General features: G+C 64.3%; 4 protein-coding genes. All 4 read left to right on the top strand.

Annotation, left to right across the window (positions count from 1 at the left end):
* Positions 1 to 603, top strand: a 603-nt coding sequence (locus C1I99_RS28475) for a carbohydrate ABC transporter permease (protein ID WP_111137289.1), incomplete at its 5' end; no start/stop codon positions are given.
* A gap of 12 nt (positions 604 to 615) precedes the next feature.
* Entirely contained in the window at positions 616 to 1551 is a 936-nt protein-coding gene (locus tag C1I99_RS28470) for a carbohydrate ABC transporter permease (protein ID WP_111137288.1), read from the top strand.
* Between the two features lie 144 nt (positions 1552 to 1695).
* Entirely contained in the window at positions 1696 to 3675 is a 1980-nt protein-coding gene (locus tag C1I99_RS28465) for a glycoside hydrolase family 84 protein (protein WP_199562422.1), read from the top strand.
* A gap of 388 nt (positions 3676 to 4063) precedes the next feature.
* Positions 4064 to 5509, top strand: a complete 1446-nt coding sequence (locus tag C1I99_RS28460) for an exo-alpha-sialidase (protein ID WP_158554114.1) — start codon at positions 4064 to 4066, stop codon at positions 5507 to 5509.
* Positions 5510 to 5815: the final 306 nt, after the last annotated feature.

Below are 5815 nucleotides of genomic sequence, written 5' to 3'. Positions count from 1 at the left end.
GCGGGGGTTCGGGGGTCGAAGTTCTACAAGTTCGCGTTCTTCTTCCCCCAGATCCTCGCGATCGTCATCATCGGCATCATCTTCCAGCGCGTTTACGCCCCAGACGACAGTGGACTCGTCAACGGCTTCCTCCGCGTCTTCGGCGTCGACCCGGTGCCGTTCATGGCGAACCCACACATCGCCCTGTGGGCGATCATCGCGGTGCTGGTCTGGCAGTCGGTCGGCTTCTACGTCGTACTGTTCTCCGCCGGCATGGCCTCGATCCCGAAAGACATCTACGAGGCGGCCACCATCGACGGCGCCGGCCGCGCCAAGATGTTTCTCCAGGTCACCCTACCGCTGCTGTGGGACACCCTCCAGGTCGCCTGGGTCTACCTGGGCATCGCCGCCTTCGACGCGTTCGCCATCGTCCAGGTGCTCTCCATCGACCAGGGCGGTCCGGACGGCGCCACCACCGTGCTCGGCATGGAGATCTACCGCAACGCCTTCAGCTACTCCCAGTTCGGCTACGCCTCAGCGATGGGCGTCGCGCTGTTCTTCCTGACCATCACCTTCGCCGCCCTCACCCTGCGGGTGAGCAAGCGCGAGACGATCGAGCTCTGAGCGGGGTCGGCCATGACGACGAACACCGAACCGACCACGGCCGCCCACCCGGCAACCTCCGCAGCCCGGCCCGTGCACAGCCACGCCCGGCCCGACAACAAACGGCGCTCCGAGGTTAGCCTGCTCTCCGGGCTGGGGCACATCGCCCTGCTGATCTGGGCGATCCTGGTCATCGCGCCACTGCTGTGGACGGTCCTCGCCTCGTTCAAAACCAACACCGAAATCTTCCTTGGCAACCCGTTCGCGCTCCCGGACTCGTTCAGCTTCGGCAGCTACGCCCGCGCCTGGGAAGAGGCGAACGTCGGTCGGTACTTCCTCAACAGCGTCTTCGTCGTCGCGCTCAGCACCACCGGCACCATGCTGCTCGGCTCGATGGCCGCGTACGTACTGGCCCGCTATTCATTCATCGGCAACCGGGCGATCTACTACCTGTTCGTCTCCGGGCTGGCCTTCCCCGTGTTTCTGGCGCTCGTACCCCTCTTCCTCGTCGTCAACAACCTGGGCCTGCTCAACACCTACACCGGACTGATCCTGGTCTACATCGCCTACTCGCTGCCGTTCACCGTGTTCTTCCTCGCCGCGTTCTTCAAGACACTGCCCAACGCGGTGGCCGAGGCCGCAATGCTCGACGGCGCCTCGCACACCCGGCTCTTCTTCCAGGTCATGATGCCGATGGCCAAACCCGCCCTGGTCAGCATCACGATCTTCAACATCCTCGGCCAGTGGAACCAGTACCTACTCCCAGTCGCCCTCATGCAGGGCGAGAACGCCGACCAGAAATGGGTGCTGACCCAGGGCATCGCCAGCGTCTCCACCGCCGCCGGTTACCAGGCCGACTGGTCGACCCTGTTCGCCGCGCTCACCCTGTCAATCCTCCCCATGATCGTGATGTACGGCGTCTTCCAACACCAGATCCAACAGGGCCTCACCGCCGGCGCGGTGAAATAGCACAACCAAAACCCCTACACATACCCACCTCGGGACGTACGCCGCGTACGAGCCCAGTCAACCAGCGGCCCACCCTCGGAGCCGCCTCCTACTCCAGATTGGAGAGCCATGATGACCCAAACTCGAAGGCGGCGCCGGAGGGGCGTGACGCTGTCCGCCGTAGCCGCGACCGTCCTTACCGTGACCTCTGCGGTCTTCGTTGCCGGTGTTTCCCCCGCGAGCGCCGGAACCGACACCCGTCCACCGCTGCCGGTCGTGATACCCGCTCCACAGCTCATGGAACGATCCGAGGCCGAGGTGAGGGTGCCCCGGCGCGCCAGGGTACTCGTCGACGACTCGGTCGACGACCAGTCGCGGCAGATCGTCGTGGATGTCCTACGGTCGGCCGGTGCCGAGTTCGTCGACGTCGTCTCCTCGCCAGCAACGTACGACGCAAGTGCGCTGAACGTCCGCGTCGGGTTGCTCAGCAGTCAGGCCGTCGCCGCGGACCTCGCGGCGCTGGGCGTCTCCGTACCGGCGACGATGCCGGCGGAGGGCTACCTCCTTGGTGCCAACGAGTCGGCATCGCGGGTCGACGTTGTGTTGGGCGGTGTCGATGCCGACGGCGTCTACTACGCCGCGCAGACGCTCCGACAGCTGGTGGTGCCGATGGCGAACAACCCGGACAAGAAGGCGATCGCCGGGGTGCGGATCAAGGACTACCCCGTGATGCCGCTGCGTGGCACCATCGAGGGCTTCTACGGCAGTCCCTGGACGCACGACGAGCGGGTGGACCAGTTGTCCTTCTACGGGGACATGAAGATGAACACCTACATCTATGCGCCGAAGGACGATGCCTACCACCGGGACAAGTGGCGGGAGCCGTACCCTGCCGATGCTCTGTCACGCTTGGCGGAGCTGGTGGGCACGGCGTCGAATCACCACGTCGACTTCACCTTCGCCCTTTCGCCAGGTGTGTCGATCTGCTACAGCCGGCCCTCCGACTACGAGGCACTGATCGCAAAGTTCCAGGCGTTGTACGACCTCGGCGTGCGGTCGTTCTCCATTCCGCTCGACGACATCAGCTACACGACGTGGAACTGTCCCGAAGACTTGCTCACCTATGGGCTGCCTGGCCGGACGGCGGCGGCCGCCGCGCAGGTCAGCCTGCTCAACCGGGTTCAGCACGAGTTCATCGAGACGCATGCGGCGACCAAGCGGCTGCAGATGGTGCCCACGGAGTACGGCGACATTACGGATTCCGCGTACAAGCAGAAATTGCGCGCGGACCTGGACCAGGACGTCGTCGTGATGTGGACCGGCACCGACACCGTCCCACCGAAGGTCACGGTTGCCGAGGCGCAGCGGGCCTCCGAGCTGTTCGGCCGCAAGGTGTTCCTCTGGGACAACTACCCGGTCAACGACTACGGCAACACCGAGGGCCGGCTGCTGCTCGCGCCGTACGACAAGCGTGAACCCGGGCTATCGAACCAGCTCAGCGGAATCGTGTCGAACCCGATGAACCAGGCCGCCGCGTCGAAGGTGGCCGTGGCGACGATGGCCGACTTCTCCTGGAACGATCACGCCTACAACCGCGACCGGTCCTGGACACAGGCGGCGAGATACCTGGCCGGCGGAGACGCTACCACCACCGACGCGATGCTGACCTTCTTCGACCTCAACCACGTGGCACCCACGTTCGGTTCAACGCCGTGGCAACCACAAGCCCCCGGGCTTGCCCGGCAGGTGGCAACGTTCTGGACGACATGGAACGCCGGCGCCCGGTCCGACGCGATTTCCGGGATTCGTCCCAGCGCGGACGCGATCGGGGCAGCGCCGGGCCAGATTCGCAGCGGTGCTGCCGACCCGATGTTCCTCTCCGACACCGGCCCGTGGCTCGACGCGACAGCCCTGTGGGGACGCGCCTTCGACCTGCACCTGGACGCACTCGACGCACGGATAGCCGGCGACGTCGACGGCAGCAACGCATTACTCGCCGAGGGTCGGGCAGTCGCCGACCAGGCCCGCGCGGTCACCGCACCGGCGGGCGAGAACAGGTGGAACAACCTACGCGTGAAGATCGGCGACGGCGTGCTCGACAAATTGCTTAGCGACATCCAAGGCACGCTGCAGAACTGGTCCTGACCACGACCAAGAACGACTTCATCAACGTGCTGGAACCCCTGCTCCCCTAGTACGGCAGCCCGGGTTCGAACCTGGGCTGCCGTACTAGTCCTGCAGGCCTCGCCGGCAACCGGGCGCTGAACCCGCGTGCTCGGGCGCTGCTGCGGAGTGTGCAGCGGCTGCTCTACCGCCGCATCTTCCAGCGGGGCAGCTACCGCGAGCTACTGCCACGACGGGTCTATACAGAACTGTCCCCCGCGGTGCTCGGCGTACTCCGACCGAGGTGAGGTACCGGAGCCCGAGGCACCGTCGCGCAGCAGCCTGGCAACGGCACGGGTGCTGCCGCCGTAAGGAGACAAAGATGTACCGCTCTGTAAAAGCTATCGCTGTAAACCTTATCGTCCCTTCAATGACTTTTGGACTGCTGCCCACCATCGGGGCGGAAAGAGAGTCTGCGCCCCTTAACGCAAGCGGCTCGGCCTACGCCTGCCGGCAGGATATCCACCCACAGGACCCCAACTTCCCGGGCGTACACGTCGCGAGCCTCGCGCAAGCCCCGAACGGGGATCTGCTGTACAGCTTCTACGCCGGCTCGCAGGAAGGCGCTGACGACGTCAAGACATACATGTCTCGGCTCGCTGCCGGCACGAATACGTGGACGTTGCCCGAGGTGGTGTTCGACGGACCTGGTTTTCCTGACGGGAACGCGGTGTTGTGGACCGACGAGCGCAACGGGAAGGTGCAGTTGCTGTTCTCCACAATCAGGGGTTCCGGATGGGCGACCGCGGATCTGCGGCTGATCACGTCAACGGACAACGGTGAAACCTGGTCCGAGCCGCGCTACGTCCGTAAAGAATGGGGCTGGCTGTTCGGCATCCGCCCATTCCGCATGACCAACGGCGACGTCATCGTGCCGATCTACTCCGAGGCGCGGTGGGCGTCCGGCTGGTACGTCTCGACGGATGATCTGGAGACGCTCACGCCATACCCGAGCAGCGATGACACCACCTGGCCCCGATCGTTGCAAGGCATGATCCAGCCAGCCACCGTCGAGCTCGACCCCGGTCACCTACTTGCATTCAACCGCACTCGCGACTCTTTCATCTGGAGAACCGAGTCCTTCGACTACGGCCGCACATGGACTCGTGCCATACCCACAACTTTGCCGAACAACAACTCCCGGCTGGCGCTGCTCAAGCTCGATAACGGCCACCTGATCCTGGCGGACAACCCCACCTTCAGCGACAGGACGCCGCTGCGCCTCTCGTTGTCAACCGACGGTGGAATTACGTGGCCGTATTCGGTTGATGTCGAAACCGAACCGGGCGCGGAGTTCTCCTACCCGTACCTCTTGCAAACCGCCGACAACATGATCCACTTGGGCTATACCCACAGGCGGCAAAGCATGCGACACGTCGTCTTCAACGAGGAATTCATCCGCAGTGGCGCCGACATCCCCTCCGACCCCCGCTTCGACGTGAAAGACGAGTACTCCAACGGGCAGCTCCACGATGTCACCACGTGCCAGTACGCTCCGCGCGCGACCAAACCCAATCTCACACCGACTGGTCTCACCGTCACACAACGAAAGCCCGACCAGGCCACAGTCACTGCCGTAATCACCAACAACGGCGCATCGGATGCTCGCGACGTAACGGTCCAGTTCCTCGACGGTGAAACTGTCATCGGGGAAATCTCACCGGTCGACATCGCCCAAGGACAATCCGTTCAGGTCTTCGTTATCTGGGACACCGACAACATTAAGGGCGAACACCTCATCACCGCCCGGGTTGACCCGAACCACGACATTGCCGAGATGAACGAAACAGACAACTCGATCTCGAAGGCAGCATGATCGGAGGGAACGCAGCGCAGAGCAGTTCGTGAGCGTCGAGGGATCACTCGACCGGTGGCGGATGCTCCGCCGGACTCGGCGCTCGCTGAGATGGCCGCCCCCGGCTTCACCCCACCGCTACGACGGCGAGGCAACGGCGGTCTCCCACCTGCGGTCCTAATAGGGTCTGTACAACGAATGGTGTGTCTCCTGATCATGGAGTAGGCACCGATGACCGACATGACGACCGCCGTGGATACTGCCGCGGTGGCGAAGAAGGACCCGGCGCGCCCGCCGGCGAATGGAGTCGACGACGAGCTGGTGGGC

Source organism: Micromonospora deserti (genome assembly GCF_003236335.1).
Classification (GTDB): domain Bacteria; phylum Actinomycetota; class Actinomycetes; order Mycobacteriales; family Micromonosporaceae; genus Micromonospora; species Micromonospora deserti.
This window is presented reverse-complemented; position numbering and strand designations above follow the sequence as displayed.

Coding starts and splice junctions, on each gene's coding strand:
- C1I99_RS28470 (WP_111137288.1), top strand. CDS start 616: ATGACGACGAACACCGAACCGACCACGGCCGCCCACCCGGCAACCTCC.
- C1I99_RS28460 (WP_158554114.1), top strand. CDS start 4,064: ATGACTTTTGGACTGCTGCCCACCATCGGGGCGGAAAGAGAGTCTGCG.